The 17,079-nt window shown below is 68.9% G+C and carries 21 protein-coding genes and 1 riboswitch; of the genes, 8 read left to right on the top strand and 13 right to left on the bottom strand.

Going from position 1 to position 17,079, the window contains the following annotated elements:
• Positions 1-70: 70 nt before the first annotated feature.
• Positions 71-943, top strand: coding sequence for a hypothetical protein (locus tag A2790_RS16855; protein WP_293393875.1), 873 nt, complete (start codon positions 71-73; stop codon positions 941-943).
• Between the two features lies 1 nt (position 944).
• Here the strand turns inward: A2790_RS16855 and A2790_RS16850 are convergent, their stop codons facing one another.
• Entirely contained in the window at positions 945-1,556 is a 612-nt protein-coding gene (locus tag A2790_RS16850; protein ID WP_293393873.1) for a glutathione S-transferase family protein, read from the bottom strand.
• Positions 1,557-1,635: 79 nt separating this feature from the next.
• Here A2790_RS16850 and A2790_RS16845 point away from each other — a divergent pair, with 79 nt between their 5' ends.
• A complete protein-coding gene (locus A2790_RS16845; protein WP_293393871.1) occupies positions 1,636-3,414 on the top strand; it encodes a DUF885 family protein in 1,779 nt (592 codons plus the stop codon).
• Between the two features lie 30 nt (positions 3,415-3,444).
• Here the strand turns inward: A2790_RS16845 and uvrA are convergent, their stop codons facing one another.
• The 5 genes from uvrA to A2790_RS16820 all read right to left on the bottom strand — a co-directional run bounded on the left by uvrA (position 3,445) and on the right by A2790_RS16820 (position 8,818).
• Positions 3,445-6,345 (bottom strand): excinuclease ABC subunit UvrA, encoded by a 2,901-nt coding sequence (gene uvrA / locus A2790_RS16840; protein ID WP_293393869.1) that lies wholly within the window; start codon positions 6,343-6,345, stop codon positions 3,445-3,447.
• Positions 6,346-6,525: 180 nt separating this feature from the next.
• Positions 6,526-7,116: a DUF4893 domain-containing protein gene (locus A2790_RS16835; protein ID WP_293393867.1), complete on the bottom strand. Its 591-nt coding sequence runs from the start codon at positions 7,114-7,116 to the stop codon at positions 6,526-6,528.
• A gap of 25 nt (positions 7,117-7,141) precedes the next feature.
• On the bottom strand, positions 7,142-7,477 hold the full coding sequence (locus tag A2790_RS16830) for a hypothetical protein (RefSeq protein WP_293393865.1): 336 nt from the start codon (positions 7,475-7,477) through the stop codon (positions 7,142-7,144).
• An 80-nt stretch (positions 7,478-7,557) separates the two neighbouring features.
• Positions 7,558-8,097, bottom strand: coding sequence for a DUF1203 domain-containing protein (locus A2790_RS16825; RefSeq protein ID WP_293393863.1), 540 nt, complete (start codon positions 8,095-8,097; stop codon positions 7,558-7,560).
• 28 nt (positions 8,098-8,125) lie between these two features.
• Entirely contained in the window at positions 8,126-8,818 is a 693-nt protein-coding gene (locus A2790_RS16820) for a 2OG-Fe(II) oxygenase (RefSeq protein ID WP_293393861.1), read from the bottom strand.
• A 176-nt stretch (positions 8,819-8,994) separates the two neighbouring features.
• Between A2790_RS16820 and A2790_RS16815 the strand changes: the two genes are divergently transcribed.
• A complete protein-coding gene (locus A2790_RS16815; protein ID WP_293393859.1) occupies positions 8,995-10,581 on the top strand; it encodes an ABC-F family ATP-binding cassette domain-containing protein in 1,587 nt (528 codons plus the stop codon).
• Here A2790_RS16815 and A2790_RS16810 read toward each other — a convergent pair.
• Genes A2790_RS16810 through A2790_RS16800 form a run of 3 tightly spaced genes read right to left on the bottom strand, consistent with a single transcriptional unit; the run spans position 10,578 to position 11,799 of the window.
• A complete protein-coding gene (locus A2790_RS16810) occupies positions 10,578-10,868 on the bottom strand; it encodes a DUF1330 domain-containing protein (RefSeq protein ID WP_293393857.1) in 291 nt (96 codons plus the stop codon). The genes A2790_RS16815 and A2790_RS16810 overlap by 4 nt on opposite strands.
• Complete coding sequence (locus tag A2790_RS16805) at positions 10,865-11,293, bottom strand: PaaI family thioesterase (protein WP_293393855.1); 429 nt, start codon at positions 11,291-11,293, stop codon at positions 10,865-10,867. Before A2790_RS16805 ends, A2790_RS16810 begins: the two co-directional genes overlap by 4 nt.
• Positions 11,293-11,799: a 6,7-dimethyl-8-ribityllumazine synthase gene (locus A2790_RS16800; protein ID WP_293393853.1), complete on the bottom strand. Its 507-nt coding sequence runs from the start codon at positions 11,797-11,799 to the stop codon at positions 11,293-11,295. Before A2790_RS16800 ends, A2790_RS16805 begins: the two co-directional genes overlap by 1 nt.
• A gap of 84 nt (positions 11,800-11,883) precedes the next feature.
• Positions 11,884-12,035, bottom strand: a riboswitch (FMN riboswitch).
• 134 nt (positions 12,036-12,169) lie between these two features.
• On the opposite strand from A2790_RS16800, the gene A2790_RS16795 reads away from it, so the two are divergent.
• The gene (locus A2790_RS16795) at positions 12,170-12,547 is read left to right on the top strand and encodes a VOC family protein (RefSeq protein ID WP_293393851.1); all 378 of its coding nucleotides are present in this window, start codon (positions 12,170-12,172) and stop codon (positions 12,545-12,547) included.
• Between the two features lie 4 nt (positions 12,548-12,551).
• Here A2790_RS16795 and A2790_RS16790 read toward each other — a convergent pair whose 3' ends face one another.
• Positions 12,552-12,932, bottom strand: coding sequence for a group 1 truncated hemoglobin (locus A2790_RS16790; RefSeq protein ID WP_293393849.1), 381 nt, complete (start codon positions 12,930-12,932; stop codon positions 12,552-12,554).
• Positions 12,933-13,036: 104 nt separating this feature from the next.
• On the opposite strand from A2790_RS16790, the gene A2790_RS16785 reads away from it, so the two are divergent.
• On the top strand, positions 13,037-13,468 hold the full coding sequence (locus A2790_RS16785; RefSeq protein ID WP_293393847.1) for an Rrf2 family transcriptional regulator: 432 nt from the start codon (positions 13,037-13,039) through the stop codon (positions 13,466-13,468).
• Here the strand turns inward: A2790_RS16785 and A2790_RS16780 are convergent.
• From A2790_RS16780 to A2790_RS16770, 3 genes are read right to left on the bottom strand one after another with little or no spacing between them, the layout of a single operon-like run.
• A complete protein-coding gene (locus A2790_RS16780; RefSeq protein ID WP_293393845.1) occupies positions 13,465-13,908 on the bottom strand; it encodes a flagellar basal body protein in 444 nt (147 codons plus the stop codon). The genes A2790_RS16785 and A2790_RS16780 overlap by 4 nt on opposite strands.
• Complete coding sequence (locus A2790_RS16775) at positions 13,908-14,222, bottom strand: rod-binding protein (protein WP_293393843.1); 315 nt, start codon at positions 14,220-14,222, stop codon at positions 13,908-13,910. Before A2790_RS16775 ends, A2790_RS16780 begins: the two co-directional genes overlap by 1 nt.
• On the bottom strand, positions 14,222-15,331 hold the full coding sequence (locus A2790_RS16770) for a flagellar basal body P-ring protein FlgI (protein WP_293393841.1): 1,110 nt from the start codon (positions 15,329-15,331) through the stop codon (positions 14,222-14,224). The genes A2790_RS16775 and A2790_RS16770 overlap by 1 nt, the downstream gene beginning before the upstream one ends.
• A gap of 189 nt (positions 15,332-15,520) precedes the next feature.
• Between A2790_RS16770 and A2790_RS16765 the strand changes: the two genes are divergently transcribed.
• From A2790_RS16765 to A2790_RS16755, 3 genes are all read left to right on the top strand, one after another.
• On the top strand, positions 15,521-15,955 hold the full coding sequence (locus tag A2790_RS16765; RefSeq protein WP_293393839.1) for a flagellar assembly protein FliX: 435 nt from the start codon (positions 15,521-15,523) through the stop codon (positions 15,953-15,955).
• Between the two features lie 93 nt (positions 15,956-16,048).
• Entirely contained in the window at positions 16,049-16,477 is a 429-nt protein-coding gene (gene dksA, locus A2790_RS16760; RefSeq protein WP_068874152.1) for an RNA polymerase-binding protein DksA, read from the top strand.
• Positions 16,478-16,604: 127 nt separating this feature from the next.
• Positions 16,605-17,024, top strand: coding sequence for a VOC family protein (locus A2790_RS16755; RefSeq protein WP_293393836.1), 420 nt, complete (start codon positions 16,605-16,607; stop codon positions 17,022-17,024).
• Positions 17,025-17,079 lie beyond the last annotated feature (55 nt).

Raw genomic sequence — 17,079 nt, 5'->3', positions numbered from 1 at the left:
CTTAACAGACCCGACGGCAAGGTTCGGCCGAAAGGCGCCCGCCGAGTCGGGCGCGGGCCAGACAGGACGAATGACCAGGTTTTCTCCCAGCGACGCGGCCATGGAAGGCTTCCGCCTGACCAAGGAACACCCGGGCGTGATGCTCGCGTGGAGCGCGGTCTATTTCGGCGGCATCCTGCTGATCGCCATGGTCATGATGGCCACCCTGGGCCCCCAGTTCATTACCCTGGCGCGCAAGGGCCAGCTCAGCTCGAACGACCTGGAGGAGGTGGCGAACCTCCTGGCCGCGTCCTGGCCGGCGTTCCTGTTGGTCTTGCTGATGACGGCGCTCCTGATGTCGATCATCGCCGCGGGTGTGATGCGCCTGGTCCTGCGGCCTCAGGAGCATGGGTTCGCCCACCTGAAGGTCGGCCGCACCGAACTGAAGCTGACGGCCGCCAACCTGATCTGCATCGGCCTCTATGCCCTGTCCGTGGTGGTGGGCCTGGTGTTCACCGCCGGCGCGTCGCAGTTCGGCTCGGTGGGCGCGGTGCTGGCGGTCGCGCTGGTGCTGGTGTTCGGGATCTGGATCGGCGTGCGGCTCTCGCTGCTGCTGCCCACCGTGTTCGAGACCGGCCGCGTTTCGCTGAAGCTGGCCTGGGCGCGGACCAAGGGCCACTTCTGGCCGCTGTTCGGCATGATCGTGCTGGCGGTGATCTTCTACGTGATCGTCTGGATCCTCTTCAGCATCATCAGCTTCGCCGTGGTTGAGCTGTCGGGCGGCGAGTCGGCGATGCAGGACATCGGCCGCCTGACACCGCTCACGGCCATCGCCGCCATGATCACCCTGGTGATGCAGCTGCTGCTGCAGGTGCTGCAGATCGTGATGATCTACGCCCCGTTCGCGGTGGCCTACCGCGAGCTGGTGCTGGAAGACACCCCGCCCGCGGAAGACTTCGCCTGAGCTAGGCCCCGGCGCTGGGACGGGTGCTCACGCGCGCATGCCAGGCCTTCAGGTTCGAGAATTCATCCTCGAGCGGCAGCCCGATCCAGGTGGCGAAGTCCACCGTGGACAACAGGCAGATGTCGGCCATGGAGTAGGTGTCGCCGGCCACGAAGGCCTTGCCCCCCAGTTCCCGGTCCAGCCACTTCTGAGCGCCTTTGTAGGTCTCGGCGTTGGACTCGCCGAAGTCCTTGTACTGGGTCAGCAGCGCCGCCGTGAACTTGTGGGCGTGGCGCCAGTAGTTGCCGACCGGGCTCATCACCGTGAACTCGATCCGGCGGATCCACATGTCGATCAGCGCCTGCTCCACCGGCGTGGTCCCGAACAGCGGCGGCTCGGGGTTGGTCGCCTCGAAGTAGCGGCAGATCGAGACGGTCTCGGAGATGCAGGTCCCGTCGTCCAGCTCCAGCGTCGGGATCTGGCCCATGGAATTCTTCGCCCGGAACTCGGGGCTCTTGTGCTCCCGCTTCATCAGGCTGACCGGCGTCTCGGGCAGCTCGATCCCCTTCTCGGCCAGGAAGATGCGCACGCGCCGCGGATTCGGCGCCGGCATCGGCGCGCCATAGAGGATCATCTGCTTGTTCCACCCTGATGTTGTTGGCGGCTAGGCTATTTCGAACAACTGTTCGCGCCTAGTGCCCAAGGAGTAACCCATGCCCAGTCGCCGCGATTTCCTGCTTGGAGCCAGTGCGGCGGCGGTAGGCGCGGAGCGAGCGCTCGCGGCCCACGGCGATGCGGCTCTCGTGGCGCTGCTCTCGCGCCACATGGACGAGTATCTGGCGTTGGCGCCGGAGGCGGCGGCATCGCTTCTCACCGATTCCCGCGCGAAGGCCGCTCGCGGGCGGCTGAACGACCGCTCGCCGGCCGGGAAGGCGGCCGAGGTCGCCGCCGCCCGCCGCTGGAGGGCCGAATTGAAGCGCATCGACCGGGGCGCCCTGAGCCCGGCCCGGCAGGTGGATCACGATTGCGCCGCCTTCGCTTACGAGATGCTGGATGAGGTAGGCGCCCGCTACGGCTTCCAGGACCACGCCCTGCGGCCCGGGCCCTACCTCGTGAACCAGATGGCCGGCGCCTACTACTGGCAGCCTCAGGACTTCGCGCGGGAACCCATCGCGACCCGCGAGGACGCCGACCTCTACCTGTCGCGCCTCGCCGATTTCGCCCGGGTCCTGGATGGCGAAAGCGAAGGCATCCGGAAGGACGCGGCCGCAGGTGTCACGCCGCCGGACTTCATCATCGACAGGACCGTGGCCCAGCTTGTGGACCTGCGCTCGACCGCCTCGGCCGCGTTGACCGACGGCCCGACCGCGCGGGCCGCCAAGGCGGGCGTCTCCGGTGTCGACGTGGCGGCGCGGGAGATTCTCGATGGGCGCGTGATGCCGGCGCTGAACCGTCAGATCGCCGCCCTGCGCGCGCACCGCGCCACGGCCTCTTCGGAGGCGGGGGTATGGCGGCTGCCGGATGGCGCGGCCTGGTACGCGCTGGCGCTGCGCTCCAACACCACCGTCGCGACGCCGCCGGAGGAGATGCACCGACTGGGTCTCGCGACCTTCGAGGCGTTGCGCGGGCAGCTCGACGGCATGTTGCGGGCCCAGGGGTTTGCCACGGGCACGGTCGCCGAACGGATCAAGGCGCTGGACCACGATCCACGGCAGCTCAAGCCGAACACCGACGCGGGTCGCGCGGAGATCCTCCAGTTCTCGCGGGACCATCTGGCGCGGCTCCACGATCTGCTGCCGCGCGGCTTCCGAACGCTGCCGGACCGCGACATCACCGTAGAGCGCATCCCTATGGCGATCGAAGCGGGGGCGCCGGGCGCCTACTATGAAGGCCCGCCCGCCGACGGCTCGCGGCCTGGCGTCATCTCGATCAACCTCAAGACCACCGAGGAATGGCCCACCTGGCGGCTCAAGACCCTGATCCATCACGAGGGCGACCCCGGCCACCATCTCCAGAACGGCGTCTTCGTCCGCGCCGCCGGGCCGGGCATGCCCCTCAACAAGCGCTTCGCCCAGTTCTCGGCCTATGTGGAGGGCTGGGCCCTCTACGCCGAGCAGGTCGCCGTGGAGATCGGGGCTTATGACGCCGATCCCTTCGGCCATATCGGGGCGGTCCAGTCGGCGCTGTTTCGGGCCGCGCGGATCGTCGTGGACACCGGGATCCACCACAAGCGCTGGTCCCGCGCCGAGGCGACCCGCTGGATGGTCGAGAACGCCGGCGAGCAGCCCGCCTCCGCCCAGCGCGAGATCGACCGCTACTGCGTCTATCCTGGCCAGGCCTGCGCTTTCATGGTCGGGCGTCTGGAGCTGATGCGCACCCGAGAGACGGCCCGCCGCCGCCTGGGCCCCGCCTTCGATGTCCGCGATTGGCACGAGGCGGTGCTTCGTGCCGGCCCGATGCCCATGGAGGTTCTGGCGCGGGCGATGGGGTGAACATCGCCCTGCGCGTCACGGTGTAGGCGTCTAGGCCCTGACTAGTCGCTTCTTCCGCTCGCCCTTGCGCTGGCGGTGGCGTTCCAGGAGTTCGCCGAGGTAGCGGCCGGTCCAGCTGCGGGGCTCGGCCGAGACCTGTTCGGGGGTGCCCTGGGCGACGATCTCGCCGCCGCCGTCGCCGCCCTCGGGCCCGAAGTCGACCAGCCAGTCGGCCGTCTTCACGACGTCGAGGTTGTGCTCGATGACCACCACGGTGTTGCCCTGGTCGGCCAGCTCGTGCAGCACCTCGAGCAGCTTCTTCACGTCCTCGAAGTGCAGGCCGGTGGTTGGCTCGTCCAGGATGTAGAGCGTCTTGCCCGTGGCCCGGCGTGACAGCTCCTTCGAGAGCTTCACCCGCTGGGCCTCGCCGCCGGACAGGGTCGTCGCCTGCTGGCCTACCTTCACATAGCCAAGGCCGACGCGCTTCAACGTCTCCATCTTGTCCCGGATCGGCGGCACCGCCTTGAAGAACTCGGCCGCCTCCTCGACGGTCATGTCCAGGGTGTCGGCGATGCTCTTGCCCTTGAACAGGATCTCCAGCGTCTCGCGGTTGTAGCGGCGGCCGTGGCAGACGTCGCAGGTCACATAGACGTCCGGCAGGAAGTGCATCTCGATCTTGATCAGGCCGTCGCCTTGGCAAGCCTCGCAGCGGCCGCCCTTGACGTTGAAGCTGAAGCGGCCCGGCCCATAGCCGCGCGCCTTGGCCTCCGGCAGGCCGGCGAACCAGTCCCGGATCGGCTGGAACGCGCCGGTGTAGGTGGCCGGGTTCGACCGCGGCGTGCGGCCGATGGGCGACTGGTCGATGTCGATGACCTTGTCGAAGTTCTCCAGCCCCTCGATCCGCTCATGGGGAGCGGGCGCGTCCGAGGCGTTGTGCAGTCGCCGCGCCGCAGCCTTGTAGAGCGTCTCGATGGTGAAGGTCGACTTGCCCCCGCCACTGACGCCCGTGATGCAGGTGAACGTGCCCACCGGGATTTCGGCGGTCACGTTCTTCAGGTTGTTGCCGGTGGCGCCGACGACGCGGATCACCTTCTTCTTCGAGATCGGCCGGCGGTCGTCGGGCACGGCGATCTCGCGCGTCCCGACCAGGTACTGGCCGGTGATGCTGTTCGGGTTGGCCATGATGTCGGCCGGCTTGCCCTCGGCGATGATCTCGCCGCCGTGGACGCCCGCGGCGGGCCCCATATCGATCACATGGTCGGCGGTGAGGATCGCCTCCTCGTCGTGCTCCACCACCAGCACCGAGTTGCCGAGGTCGCGCAGGCCCTTGAGCGAGGTCAGTAGCCGGGTGTTGTCGCGCTGGTGCAGGCCGATGCTGGGCTCGTCCAGGACGTAGAGCACGCCGGTCAGACCCGAGCCGATCTGGCTGGCGAGGCGAATGCGCTGGCTCTCGCCGCCCGACAGGGTGCCGGACGAGCGGGACATGTTCAGGTAGTCGAGGCCCACGTTGACCAGGAACCGCAGGCGGTCGTTGATCTCCTTCAGGATCCGCCGGGCGATCTCCATCTGCTTGTCGGTGAGTTGCCCATCCAGGCTCTCGAACCATTCCTGCGCGTGGCGGATCGACAGGCGGGAGACTTCGCCGATGTGCTGGCCGGCGATCTTCACGGCCAGGGCCTCGGGCTTCAGGCGATAGCCCTCACAGGCCAGGCACGGCGTCTCGGACTGGTAGCGGCCCAGCTCCTCGCGCACCCAGGCGCTGTCGGTTTCGCGCCAGCGGCGCTCCAGGTTCGGCAGCACGCCTTCGAAGGTCTTGTTGACCTCGTACTTGCGGGCGTTGTCGTCATAGACGAAGCGGATCTTCTCGGCGCCGGAGCCGTAGAGGACCACGTTCTTCGCCGGCTCGGGCAGCTTCCACCACGGCTCGTCCATGGAGAAGCCGTAGTGGCGCGAGAGCGCCTGCAGGGTCTGGGTGTAGAGCGGCGAGGGCCCCTTGGCCCAGGGCGAGATGGCGCCCTTGTGCAGGCTCTTGTCTTTGTCCGGCACCACCATGTCGGCGTCGAAGGCCAGCTTCGCGCCCAGGCCGTCGCACACCGGGCAGGCGCCGTACGGATTGTTGAACGAGAAGAGCCGTGGCTCGACCTCGCTGATCGTGAATCCGGAAACCGGGCAGGCGAACTTCTCGGAGAACAGCAGCCGCTTCGGCTCGTTCTCGGTCGGGTCCTTGTCGGCCCGTTCGGCCACGGCGATGCCGTCGGCCAGCTTCAGCGCGGTCTCCAGGCTGTCGGCGTAGCGGGCGTCCTGGCCGGGCTTGGTGACGATCCGGTCCACGACGATGTCGATGTCGTGCTTGAACTTCTTGTCGAGGGCGGGAGCGTCCTCGATCAGCATCAGCTCGCCGTTGACCTTCACCCGCTGGAAGCCGGCCTTCTGCCACTCGGCGAACTCCTTGCGGTATTCGCCCTTGCGGCCGCGCACCACCGGGGCCAGCAGGTTGAGACGCGTGCCGTCGGGCAGTGCGTTCAGCTTGTCGACCATCATCGAGATGGTCTGGCTTTCGATCGGCAGGCCGGTGGCGGGCGAATAGGGCACGCCCACCCGCGCCCACAGCAGGCGCATGTAGTCGTGGATCTCGGTCACCGTGCCCACGGTGGAGCGAGGATTGCGGCTGGTGGTCTTCTGTTCGATCGAGATGGCCGGCGACAGGCCCTCGATCAGGTCCACGTCCGGCTTGCTCATCAGCTCCAGGAACTGGCGCGCATAGGCCGACAGGCTCTCGACGTAGCGGCGCTGGCCTTCGGCATAGATCGTATCGAAGGCGAGCGAGCTTTTCCCCGAGCCGGAAAGGCCGGTGATCACCACCAGTTCGCCGCGCGGGATATCGACGCTGACGTCCTTGAGGTTGTGCTCGCGCGCACCGCGCACGCGGATGAGATTGTGCTGGTCGGCCATACTGTCCCGGAAACACGGAGAGCCCGCGGAAGGGTCCTTCCGCGAGGCCGCCTAATGTAGGTGACGGAACTCAGGGATAACATGGGAACGGACGGGGAACAAAGGGCCTGCGTCATCCCGCGCAGCGTGGCTGCTGACAGGACGGTGTCAGCAGGGCGAGGACGCCTCAGGCTGGAGCCTTCAGCGGGTGCGGCGCAGTTCCAGGATGTCGAGCTTGGATTCGTAGGCGGGCCACGGGAAGGCGATCCGCCAGCGATCCTCGCCGATCCGGCGCACCTCGCCGATCAGGTCGCGATCCGGATCGGCGCCATAGCGGGGCGTTCGGACCTCGTCGCCGAGCGACAGCACGCCCACGAAACGCGCCTTTCGCCGGCCGTCGGGGCATATCAGCCCGCTCTGCCGCTGGGAGCCGGTGGTCTTGCGCAGGATCAGGTCGCCGCCAGGCGTCAGCGTCACCTGACATCTGAACCAGCCATAGGCGATGTACGGCAGCATGCCTTCGCTGCCCGCGCCCAGCTTGATGGTGCGGCACTGGTACCGGCCCGGCGTCGGTTGCGGCCGGTTCAGGTTCACCCTCGGATCGGCGATCGGACCCAGGCGGCGCAGCTCTTCGGCCGCGCCACCCTTGATCGCGTCGTCGCGGGCCCCCTTCCACGCCATATCGAGCCGGGAAAGCCGTTCTTCGTCGTCGCGCGTGGGCACGCAGGTCATCTCCTGCGCCGCGGCCGAGGTCGCGAGCGCGCAGAGGGCGGGGACCAGAAAACGGATCATGGGCGAAGCGCGGCCGCGCAGGCGGTCAGAACCTGCGCTTGAACGCTAGCTTCGTGGGTCCGACGCGGAAACCCTCGTCGTCGGTCCAAGCATCCTTTGCCTGCACGTCGACCTCGGGGGCATCGGCCGGATCGATGGTGGCGTTCAGCTTCAGCGGCTTGCGCGCCGCTCGTGACACGACGAACGGGGTCGACCGCAACGAGGTCGCTTCACGATCCAGGTTGAGCGCCGGAACGCGCGGCTGGCTGCGCATCTGAGGGGCGGAGGCCACCACCGTGGCGGGCCAGGCCTGGGCGAGGGCGGAGGCCGGGGTGGCGGCGACTGCGGCGACGACCATCAGCAGCGTCAGCGGGCGGTCCAATTCATGTGCTCCAGCGTGTAACCGCCCGGCAGAACCCTCTCAGATCACTTTGGTTTCAGCTTGTTACGATCACCTAAACGTCAGGCCCGGTCGATGCGCGCGGCATAGCAGCCGGCGCCCGCGTAGTGGGCGTGCAGGTAAGCTGCCTTAGGGTCGGCCAGCAGGCGCGGCGCCGCCACCGCCAGTTCGGCCGTAGGCACGAGGTCGGCGTCGACCATCATGCCCGCCGCGTCGAACGCCCGAAGCGAGAGGAACTTGCGGGCGCGAAACGCCGCGGGGATCTCGCCCGGCGCAAACGTGGTGTCCGTGGCAGCCTCGCGCACGAAGATCGCGTGGCGCGAGCGGAAGGGCGTGTCGGCGGGCTGGTGTTCGTAGTTGAGCAGCAGGACGCTCTCGCCGATCTCGGCGTCGACCAGCGTCACGCGACAGGGCGCTCCGGGTCCCTCGACGGTCTGCCGAAGGATCCCACGCTGCGCCAGTTCGGCGCTCGAGAGCGCGAAGAGCGGCTGGAATTGCGCGACGGGCAGGGCGCTGACGACGAACGAGATCTCTAGGGGTCTCCTTGTTCGCCTGGAACATCGGACCGCCGCCCACTTGGGCCAATGTGGCGACGCCAACACATGTCCGAAAGCCGCTAGCGAGAAGGCGTCAGGCGGCGTCGTGGAAGATGACGCCCAGCGTGTGGCGCCGGCCGGCTCGCAGGCGGCTCACCCCGTGCCGCAGGTTCACGCGATAGACGCCGCGGGCGCCGGCGACGGGCCGGTGGTGCACCGGAAAGACCACGGCGTCGCCTTGGCGCAGGGGCACGACCTCGACGCGCGACTGCATCCGCGGCCGCTGTTCGGTCAGGGCGAACTCGCCGCCCTCGAAATCCCGGCCCGGCTCGGACAGCAGTACCGCCGCCTGCAGCGGGAAGACGTGCTCGCCGTAGAGGTCTTGGTGCAGGCAGTTGTAGTCGCCCGGACCGTAGCGGAGGAGGAGCGGGGTGGGCCGCAGCTGTCCTGCGGCATGGCAGCGCGCGAGGTAGTCGTCATGGGTGGCCGGATACCGCGCCCGCTCGCCCAGGGCGGCGTTCCACCGGTTGGCGATCTGCGCCAGCGGCGGGTAGAGGCGGGCCCGGAGCTCGGCCACGTGCTCAGGCAGGGGATAGGCGAAGTATCGGTATTCCCCCTTGCCGAATCCGTGCCGGGCCATGGTCACGGTGGACCGGAAGCCGTCGCCCTCGTACCGGGCGGCCATCGCGTCGCACTCGGCGGGGGTCAGCAGGCCGGGCAGCAGGGCGCAGCCGTGGGCGTTGAGATCCCGTTCCGCCGCGCTCCAGTCGATGTCGTCGATCCTCATGCGCGGGACATGGCCGCCCCTCCGCCCGGCGCCAACCCGCGGATCGGATGGGAGGTCCGGATTGCGCCATCGACAAGGCCCGCCTAAATAACGCGCTCCGCCAAGAAGGAGCAGGCCGATGCGGCTGACGCTGGACAACCCGACCGCCCGTTGTGTCCACGCCGCCGAGATCGCCCATGTCTTCGCCCTTCGTCACTCTGGACGCCCTCAGCGGCGCCACGCCTGACGGCCGTCCGCTTTTCGACAACTTGACCCTCGCCTTCGGGGCCGAACGCACCGGCCTCGTGGGCCGCAACGGCGTGGGCAAGTCGACCCTGCTGCGGATCATGCTGGGCGAGCTTGCGCCTTCAGCAGGGGCCGTGGCCGTGCGTGGCCGGATCGGCCTGCTGCGGCAGGCCCTGGAGCCGCCGCCGGGGGCCAGCGTCGGCGACCTGATGGGCGTGAGCGAGGGCTTGGCCCGCCTCCGCCGCATCGAAGCCGGGCAGGGGAGCGAGGACGACCTCGCCGACGCCGACTGGACGCTGGAGGCCCGCCTGGACACGGCCCTGGCCGAGGTGCGTCTGGACGGCCTGGACCTTGACCGGCCTGCGGCCTCGCTGAGCGGCGGCCAGGTGACCCGGGCCATGCTCGCCGGCCTCATTGCCGCCGAGCCGGACCTGCTGATCCTGGACGAGCCGACCAATAATCTCGATGCCGAAGCCCGCACCCTCGTCGCGGAGGTCCTGGGCCGCTGGCGGGGCGGGGCGATCGTGGTCAGCCACGATCGGGCTCTGCTGCGCCGGATGGACCGGATCGTCGAACTCACGACCCTGGGCGCGCACGTTTACGGCGGCGGCTATGACCTCTATGCCGCGCGCAAGGCCGAGGCGGAGGCCGCCGCTGCCCGGGACCTCGCCGACGCCCAGAAGGCGGCCGCCCGCGTGGCGCGGGAGGTGCAACTCACGGCGGAGCGAAAGCAGCGCAAGGACTCGGTTGGCAAGCGGGCCCGGGCCAAGGGGGATGCGCCCAAGATCCTCCTCGACGCCCGGCAGCAGCGCGCCGAGGCCAGCGGCGCCCGCGAGCGCCACGTGGCCGATCGCCTGAAGTCCGAAGCCGCCGAGGCGCGTGCCGCCGCGGACGCCAGGGTGGAACGGGTCCGCAGGCTCGCCTTCGAGCTCCCGCCCTCGGGCCTCGCCTCGGGCAAGACGGTCCTGGCCCTGGACGGCGTCGGGTTCGGCTATCCGGGGCGCCCACCTTTGCTGACGGACCGGTCGTTGCGGATCGTCGGTCCCGAACGCGTGGCGGTCTCAGGCTCCAACGGGTCGGGTAAGACCACGCTGATCCGGCTCGCGGCGGGCGAGCTGGAGCCCACGGCCGGGACGATCGTCCGCGGCGTCGAGGCGGCGTTCCTCGACCAGCAAGCCGCGCTCCTCGGCGACGCCGCCAGCCTGGTCGCCGCCTTCCGAAGGCTGAACCCGGCGTCCAGCGACAATGCCGCCCGCGCCGCGCTGGCCCGGTTCCTGTTCCGCAACACCGCCGCCGACAAGCCGGTGGCGTCTTTGAGCGGCGGCGAGCGCCTGCGGGCCGCGCTGGCCTGCGTGTTGCTGGGCGATCGGCCGCCCCAGCTCCTGATCCTGGACGAGCCCACTAACCACCTGGACCTGGACTCTATCGGCGCCGTCGAAGCCGCGCTTGCCAGCTACGACGGCGCCTTGCTGCTGGTCAGCCACGACCGCGATTTTCTCGCGGCCGTGGGGGTGCAGCGGGAGATCGAGCTGGGCTAGCCGATCCCCTCGCTGAGCACGACAATCGCGTCCGAGCCCGCGATGCGGTCTTCGGCGATCTTCCGGTACTCGGGCGAGGCTGCCCAGGTGCGGGCCGCGCTGGCGTCGTCGAACGCCAGGACGACCAGCTTGCGGCCGTCCCAGTCGCCTTCCATGACCTCGGGCTGCTCGTTCGAGACCAGCAGCCGCCCGCCGTACTGCCTGAGCACCGGCATGAACCCTGCGGAGTAGCGGCCGTAGGCTTCGCGGTCATGGATGGCCACACGGGCCACGACAAAGGCCGTCATGCCGCCACCTGCTTCCGCACCACGCGGAACACGGCGTTGGCCCTGGCGCAGGGCTGGCCGTCGGCGGTCACGAACGCCTGGGTGAAGCACAGCGTGCGCCCCGGGTTCACGAACACCGTATCGAACTCCAGCCACTGGCCCACGAGCGCCGAGCCCAGGAAGTCGACGGTGAGGTTCACCGTCACCAGGCTGGCCAGGTCCCCCAGCCTGCGCACGCACGAGAGCCCCATCGCCGCATCGGAGATCGACGAGATGAGGCCCCCGTGGACGAAGCCGCGGCTGTTGCAATGGTCGTCGCGCACCCGCAGGGCCAGGACCACGGTGTCGCCCGAGTAGCGCCGCCAGATCGGCTCCCACGGACGGGTGGCGGGCGCGCTGCGGTCATGCCGTTCGAAGCCGGCCGGGATGTTGAGCGGGGCCTCCATCACGCGGCCGCCAGTCGAGCCAGGCTCTCGAGCGTGCCCTGGCAGGCCCGCGCGGCCTCGGCGCCCTTGAGCCGGAAGTGGTCGTGGAAGAAGGCGTTGTGGACCTCGGTCTCCTGGTAGTGGTGCGGCGTCAGCACCACCGAAAACACCGGCGTCTCGGTGTCGAGCTGCACGCGCATCAGCGCCTGGACCACGGTGGTGGCCACGAAGTCGTGCCGATAGATGCCGCCGTCCACCACGAACGCCGCGCCGACGATAGCGGCGTAGCGGCCGGTGCGGGCCAGCGTCTGGGCGTGCAGCGGGATCTCGAACGCCCCGGGCGTCTCGAAGCGCTCGACCGTCTCGGGCGGGAAGCCCAGGCGTTCGAACTCCTCGACGAAGCCGGTGTAGGCCTGGCGCACGATGTCCGCGTGCCAGAGCGCGTGGACGAAGGCGATGCGGCCGGCGCGGAAGGCGCCGTTGGCGGTGGGAAACTCCAGCGTGGGCTTGGAGGCAGCTTGGGTCATGGTCTTCTCCCTGACCGGGTTCAAAGGACCACGACTCAGGGGGCAGGCCGCGCACGCGGAGGCGGAGTCCGCCCCTCGCGACACGACCGTTCTCATAACCGGACTATGACCGTCGGCCCCGGGATCGCACCGGGTCTGCTCGTCCCTTCCGGCCGAAGCCGGAAAGCGCCCGCGGGCTCGTCCCCCGAAGGGGCATTACCGCCGGTGGGGAGTTTCACCCCGCCCTGAGAACGTAGACCGCCGGCACATCCGACGGCCCGACCAGCATAGGCGCCTTCCGCCGCGCGAAACAAGTGTTTGAAATGAACTGCGGGGCTTGCCGCGACCCGAGCGCATCCACAGCTAAGCCTCAGTCTGGAGGAGGCTTCCCATGTTCGACCATCTGTCCCTCGGCGTGCGCGATCTCGCGGCCGCGCGCGCGTTCTACGACGCCTTCTTCGCGCCGCTGGGCGCCGCGGTCGCGTCCGCCAGCGCCAAGGAACTGGCGTATGGCCCGGGCGGGCAGGCGGGTCTGTTCTATCTCTATCCGGTGAGCGGCGAGCAGGTGGCGGGCCTTGGCGCCCACCTGGCGTTCACCGCCGACAGCCGCGTGGCGGTCGACGAAGCCTATCGCCAGGCCATCGCGCATGGCGCGACGGCGATCCGCGCCGCCGGCCCGCATCCCGACATTGCACCCGGCTACTACGGCTGCGTGATCCTGGATCCAGACGGCAACAAGCTGGAGATCGTCGCCGGCGCCATGCACTGACCGATCAGGCGGCGACCGGCTGGCGCCCCAGGACGTCGTCGCGGACCGACTCGGCGATGGCGGCGACTTCGGCGATCTCGGCCGCCCCGACGCCAAGCTCGCGCAGGGTGGCGGCGAGGTTTTCGACCACGGCGTCGAAGTGGCCGTCGTTCAGCCCGCGGGTCACCAGGCTTGCGTGGCCGCGGCGCATGTCCTCGCCCGTGTAGGTGTTGGGCCCGCCGAACGCCATGACCAGGAAGGCGCGCTGCTTCCCGATCTGCTTCTGCATGTCCACGCCATCGAAGAAGTGCGCGATGCGGTCGTCCGCCAGCACCTTGCCGTAGAAGATGTCGACAGCGGCCTTCACGGCGGCGGTTCCGCCGATGCGTTCATAGAGCGTGGTCATAGGTCCCCTGGAGAAGTGGTATCTAAGATGCCATTTTTAGAAGTGGCGCCCGATATACCGCTTTCGGCGTGGTCGCAAGACCGAACCATGCTTGAGTGTTCTCCATGCGTCTCAGCCTGCACACCGACTACGCCCTGAGGTCGCTGATCTATCTCGCGAGCATGCGGGAGGAGGCGACCACGGCGGCGGCCATCGCGGCATCGTACCGGATCTCGAAGAACCACCTGGTGAAGGTGATCCAGCGCCTGCGCGACCTGGGCTACGTGGACACGGCGCGTGGGCGGGGCGGCGGTGTCCGGCTGGCGCGGGACCCGGCCCAGATCCGCCTGGGTGAGGTGGTTCGCCGCACGGAGGACCTCGACGAGATGGTCGAGTGCTTCAACCCCGAGACCAACACCTGTCCGATCTCGCAGGCGTGCCTGTTGCCCCGGCGCCTGAATGAGGCGCTACAGGCCTATCTGGCGGTGCTGGACCGCTACACGGTGGCGGACGTCTCGACGAACCGCGTTCAGCTGGCCGCCGTCCTGGGCCACTAGGCCCGCTTGTTGAGCGTGATCGCGGTGGCCGACGCGCCGCCCGCCTGGACCCCGCCGGCGCCGTAGACGCTGGCCTGGCTGCGCTGGCTGGCGACCTCCTCGGCGATGCACCTGACCAGCCCCTCGGTGACCGTGCGCGCCGCCTCGATGGCGCGGCCCTGGCGCGCCAGCACGGCGTCGAAGGCCTCGGTCGCGCGGATGAGGCGCGTGCGGGCCTCCAGCGGCGCGGCGTCGACCAGGCGGCGGTCCGCGCGGACGCGGGTGCTCTCGTGCCGGTAGAGGTTGGCGAGACGCGAGGTCTCTTCCAGCAGCGCGGCGGCGTCCTGCGGCCGGCGCTGTTCGAACGCCAGGGCCTGCTGGGCGATCAGCTCCGTCAGGCGCTCGGTCAGGATGATGAGCTGGTCGACGCGGTCGGCGGCGTCGGTGGCGGCGATGGCCATTACTGGAGCCCCTGCAACTTCAGGATTTCACGCTGGACGGTGTCGGCCAGGCCGATGCCGCCGGACTTGGCGACCTGCTTGCCCATGGCCTCGGTCATCATCGAGCGGAACATCTCTTCGCCCGCGCCGCCGCCGAAGGGGCCGTCCGTCTCCAGGCCCTGGAACATGTGCTGGAACATGGTCGACAGGAACTGGGCCTCGAACTTCTGGCCGGCGTCCCGCGCCTTCGACTTGGCGAGGTCGGCGGTCGTGGCCTGGACGGTCGGCGTCAGCAGGTTGGGAGAGATCGTCGGCGGCGAGATCGGACCGGCCATTACATCACCTCGATTTCGGCCTGCAGCGCGCCCGCAGCCTTGATGGTCTGCAGGATGGAGATCATGTCGCGCGGCGTGACGCCCAGGGCGTTCAAGCCCGCCACCAGGTTGGCCAGCGAGGCGCCGGACCGCACCGTCAGGAATTGCCTGCCGGTCTCTTCCGACACGCTGATGTCCGACTGCGGCACCACCGTCGTCTCGCCGCCCCGGGAAAAGGCCCCCGGCTGGCTGACCGCCGGCTGTTCGCGCACCGTGATGGTCAGGTTGCCCTGCTGGATCGCCACCGTGGAAACCCGCACGGCGTCGCCCATGACGATCACCCCGGCGACCTCGTCGATCACCACCTTGGCGCCGTTGTCGGGCTCGACGGTCAGGTTCTCCACCTGGGCCATGAAGCTCACCATGTCCTGGCCCGCCGGCGGGCGGATCGAGACGATGGTCGGGTTCTCGGCCACCGCCGAACCCGCATAGGCGACGTTGATCACGTCGGCGATGCGCCGGGCGGTGGTGAAGTCGGGGTTGCGGAGCGTCATCCGCATCTGGCCCATGTTGGCCAGCCGGAAGCCGATCTCCCGCTCGACGCTGGCGCCACCGGCGATGCGGCCGGCGGTGGGAACGCCCTTGAGCACCGTCGAGCCCGAGGCGCCGCCCGCGCTGACCGAGCCGGTCTGCACCGTACCCTGCGCGACGGCATAGGCCTGGCCGTCGGCGCCCATCAGGGGCGTGACCAGCAGCGTGCCGCCGAGCAGGCTCTTGGCGTCGCCCAGGGCCGAGACCGAGGCGTCGATCTGCGCGCCCGGCGCGGCGAACGGCGGCAGCTTGGCGGTGACCATCACCGCGGCCACGTTCTTGGTGTTCAGGTTGGCGTCCCGGACGTTGACGCCCAGGCGCTCCAGCATCGCCTCGAGGCTCTGCTTGGTGAAGGGCGCGTTGCGCAGCGCATCGCCCGTCCCGTTCAGCCCGACGACGATGCCATAGCCGACGAGCTGGTTCTCGCGTACGCCTTCGAACTCGACGATGTCCTTGATCCGGGACTTGGCGAGCGCCGGCTGGGCCGCGAAGGCCGCCGCGGCGAGGACGATGACGGAGAGGAGTCGGACCGGACGCATGTCGACCTTCGGGCGCAAATGTTCGCGAACCCCAACGCCAGAACCGTGCCAACCGGAAAACGCAATGAAAACAGCACGGCGCGCGGCGGGTGGGCAGTTTCGACTAGGCAGAAAGCGCCTCCCGTTAACCATGCTTCAAGCTTGCGCGCCGATGGTGCCCACTGAGAGTAGAGGACTGGCGTCCATCCCATGAAAGTCACCGGAACAGGCGGTCTGTCGCAGGCGTCGGGCGCCAAGCCTGCCGCGCGGGCAGGCGGCGGCGCGGGCTTCCAGTTGTCGGGCGTCGCGACGCCCGCGGCGCCGACCCAGGTCTCCGGCGCGTCCGGGGTCTCCAGCGTCATGGGCGTGGAGGCGCTCCTGGCCCTGCAGGACGTGGAATCCCCGACCGAGCGCAAGCGACGCTCCGTCCGCCGCGCCGGCCGTCTCCTTGATCAACTTGACGGCATCAAGGTGGCGCTTCTGGGCGGCGAGCTGTCCCAGAGCCAGCTCGACAGCCTGGCCCGGGCCGTCCGCGAGCAGCGCTCAGCGACCGAGGACCCGCAACTGGAAGCGGTTCTGGACGAGATCGAGACGCGTGCGGCGGTAGAGCTGGCGAAGCTGGAGGCGGCACGTGGCGGTGGATAAGAGTCCACGGCGCTTCGGCGACGTTGAAACCATCGGTCGTTTTGCTATACAGCCGGCGCGTGTCTCAGGGGTACCAGGGGGCGTGAGGTTTTCATGAAAACAGCCACGGTTTTGGCTGAGAGTCCTGACTACCGTCCTTCCGAGGACGAGGAGTTCATGAACGAGCGTCAGCTTGAGTATTTCAAGCAGAAGCTTCTGGCGTGGAAAGAAGACATCCTCCGCGAATCTCGCGAGACGCTGTCCCATCTCCAAAAGGAAACTGAGAATCACCCGGACCTTGCGGACCGGGCGTCCTCCGAGACCGATCGCGCTCTTGAGCTTCGTACGCGGGACCGTCAGCGTAAGCTCATCTCCAAGATCGACGAGGCCCTGCGCCGGATCGAGGACAACTCGTACGGCTATTGCGAAGAGACCGGAGAGCCCATCGGGCTGGCCCGCCTCGACGCGCGGCCGATCGCGACGCTGAGCCTCGAGGCCCAGGAGCGGCACGAGCGCCGCGAACGCGTCCACCGCGACGACTGATCGCCGGCTGACGCGGCGCCGTAGCCGGTCGCCGGATTGACGGCGGCGCAGCGCATCCGTGGCGATCCAGCGGCCACCGGCCGCAGATCCATGCGTTATGCCCCCGCGAGCCGGCGGGAGACGCGCGATGGTGAAGGTTCTGGGCATTGACCATCTGGCCATCCGGGTGAGCGATTTCGCCGCCTCGAAGGCCTTCTACGAAAAGCTGTTCGCCTTCCTTGAGTTCGAGGTGCTCGACGCGTTCGAGGACTCCATGGGCTGGACCAACGGGTCGACCCGTTTCTGGATCGGCCAGGCGGAGGAGGGGCGTCGTCACCGCCACCGCACCGGCGACGTGGGCTTTCACCACTATGCGTTCGCGTTGCAGAGCCGCGCCGAAGTCGACGAGCTTGAGGCGTTCGTGAAGAGCCTGGGCGCCACCATCGTCGACCCGGCGGGCGAGTACTACGAGGACTACTACGCCGTCTTTTTCCTCGACCCTGACGGGCTGAAGCTGGAGGGGATGAAGTACGGGGAGCGGACCGCCCACGCCAAATCCGGCGGTTGAGGTTTTGCTCAGACCTTCGATCCTATATATGCTCAAAGTGAGCATTAGTCCGGAC

Source organism: Phenylobacterium sp. RIFCSPHIGHO2_01_FULL_69_31 (genome assembly GCF_001824475.1).
Classification (GTDB): domain Bacteria; phylum Pseudomonadota; class Alphaproteobacteria; order Caulobacterales; family Caulobacteraceae; genus Phenylobacterium.
This window is presented reverse-complemented; position numbering and strand designations above follow the sequence as displayed.

What these genes read in the sequence shown, in the direction of transcription:
- A2790_RS16855 (WP_293393875.1), top strand. Translation starts at nt 71, where the DNA reads ATGACCAGGTTTTCTCCCAGCGACGCGGCCATGGAAGGCTTCCGCCTG.
- A2790_RS16850 (WP_293393873.1), bottom strand. Translation starts at nt 1,556, where the DNA reads ATGATCCTCTATGGCGCGCCGATGCCGGCGCCGAATCCGCGGCGCGTG.
- A2790_RS16845 (WP_293393871.1), top strand. Translation starts at nt 1,636, where the DNA reads ATGCCCAGTCGCCGCGATTTCCTGCTTGGAGCCAGTGCGGCGGCGGTA.
- uvrA (WP_293393869.1), bottom strand. Translation starts at nt 6,345, where the DNA reads ATGGCCGACCAGCACAATCTCATCCGCGTGCGCGGTGCGCGCGAGCAC.
- A2790_RS16835 (WP_293393867.1), bottom strand. Translation starts at nt 7,116, where the DNA reads ATGATCCGTTTTCTGGTCCCCGCCCTCTGCGCGCTCGCGACCTCGGCC.
- A2790_RS16820 (WP_293393861.1), bottom strand. Translation starts at nt 8,818, where the DNA reads ATGAGGATCGACGACATCGACTGGAGCGCGGCGGAACGGGATCTCAAC.
- A2790_RS16815 (WP_293393859.1), top strand. Translation starts at nt 8,995, where the DNA reads ATGTCTTCGCCCTTCGTCACTCTGGACGCCCTCAGCGGCGCCACGCCT.
- A2790_RS16810 (WP_293393857.1), bottom strand. Translation starts at nt 10,868, where the DNA reads ATGACGGCCTTTGTCGTGGCCCGTGTGGCCATCCATGACCGCGAAGCC.
- A2790_RS16805 (WP_293393855.1), bottom strand. Translation starts at nt 11,293, where the DNA reads ATGGAGGCCCCGCTCAACATCCCGGCCGGCTTCGAACGGCATGACCGC.
- A2790_RS16800 (WP_293393853.1), bottom strand. Translation starts at nt 11,799, where the DNA reads ATGACCCAAGCTGCCTCCAAGCCCACGCTGGAGTTTCCCACCGCCAAC.
- A2790_RS16795 (WP_293393851.1), top strand. Translation starts at nt 12,170, where the DNA reads ATGTTCGACCATCTGTCCCTCGGCGTGCGCGATCTCGCGGCCGCGCGC.
- A2790_RS16790 (WP_293393849.1), bottom strand. Translation starts at nt 12,932, where the DNA reads ATGACCACGCTCTATGAACGCATCGGCGGAACCGCCGCCGTGAAGGCC.
- A2790_RS16785 (WP_293393847.1), top strand. Translation starts at nt 13,037, where the DNA reads ATGCGTCTCAGCCTGCACACCGACTACGCCCTGAGGTCGCTGATCTAT.
- A2790_RS16780 (WP_293393845.1), bottom strand. Translation starts at nt 13,908, where the DNA reads ATGGCCATCGCCGCCACCGACGCCGCCGACCGCGTCGACCAGCTCATC.
- A2790_RS16775 (WP_293393843.1), bottom strand. Translation starts at nt 14,222, where the DNA reads ATGGCCGGTCCGATCTCGCCGCCGACGATCTCTCCCAACCTGCTGACG.
- A2790_RS16770 (WP_293393841.1), bottom strand. Translation starts at nt 15,331, where the DNA reads ATGCGTCCGGTCCGACTCCTCTCCGTCATCGTCCTCGCCGCGGCGGCC.
- A2790_RS16765 (WP_293393839.1), top strand. Translation starts at nt 15,521, where the DNA reads ATGAAAGTCACCGGAACAGGCGGTCTGTCGCAGGCGTCGGGCGCCAAG.
- dksA (WP_068874152.1), top strand. Translation starts at nt 16,049, where the DNA reads ATGAAAACAGCCACGGTTTTGGCTGAGAGTCCTGACTACCGTCCTTCC.
- A2790_RS16755 (WP_293393836.1), top strand. Translation starts at nt 16,605, where the DNA reads ATGGTGAAGGTTCTGGGCATTGACCATCTGGCCATCCGGGTGAGCGAT.